The organism is Streptomyces polygonati (assembly GCF_042650325.1).
In the GTDB taxonomy this organism is placed as follows: Bacteria; Actinomycetota; Actinomycetes; order Streptomycetales; family Streptomycetaceae; genus Actinacidiphila; species Actinacidiphila polygonati.
The window spans coordinates 1-747 of record NZ_JBHSBB010000066.1 but is presented as its reverse complement, the minus strand read 5'-3'; the positions used below and the strand labels follow the sequence as shown (position 1 = coordinate 747).

1 pseudogene is annotated in these 747 nt (G+C 72.8%); it reads right to left on the bottom strand.

The features are described from left to right. Nucleotides 1–62: 62 nt before the first annotated feature. A pseudogene (locus tag ACFO3J_RS35945) lies at nt 63–747 on the bottom strand (catalase HPII); the annotation flags it as partial.

Below are 747 nucleotides of genomic sequence, written 5' to 3'. Positions count from 1 at the left end.
CCGAGGCTGTCCTGAGGTCTGCCGCCCCGCTCCGGATGGCGGACCTCGGGACAGATCGGGGGTCAGACAGCCGGGGTAAAGCGGTCCCAGGCGCGGTGGCGGGCCAGCAATTCGCTGATGGCCGCCAACGCCGTTTCGCCGCTGTCGGCGGCCACCACGCCGGGAGCGTCGGCGGCGACGCCTGCCGCCTCCAGTGCGTCGGCCCCGCCGGCCCAGGCTCCCAGGGCCTTACCATGCCGGTATGCCTCGCTGATCATCAACAGCACCCGCGGGTCGATGCCCGCCCCCACTGCCGTGTCGTCGTCGACCTTGGCGTCGCGGGCACCGTAGGAGTCAGCGCCCGGGGCCGGTGCCCCGGCCAGCAGGATCGCGTCGAACTCGATGGAGCGGGCGGTGGCGAAGGTGCGCTGCACAGCGATCGGCTCACCGTCCTGGTCGAGCTTTCCGCCGGTCGGGGCGATCACCAGCGGGACCATGCCCGCGTCCAGCACCGCCTGACGTACGGACCGGACCCCGGTCGGATCCTGGTCGCCGGCGGTGACGATGCCGACGATCCGGCCGTCCAGCGGCCAGGTACCGCCGAGCTGCGACAGCGCCGGGCTCGGCTCGGGCTCAGCGAGGGAAACCGTCGGCGACGGAGCGGGCAGGCCCAGTCCAGCGGCGACCTGCGCGCACAGCGCGGGGTCGATGTTGGCCAGGACGAGCAGGGCCCGTTCCTTGATCGGCTCTTCCCAGCACTTGCCGAGT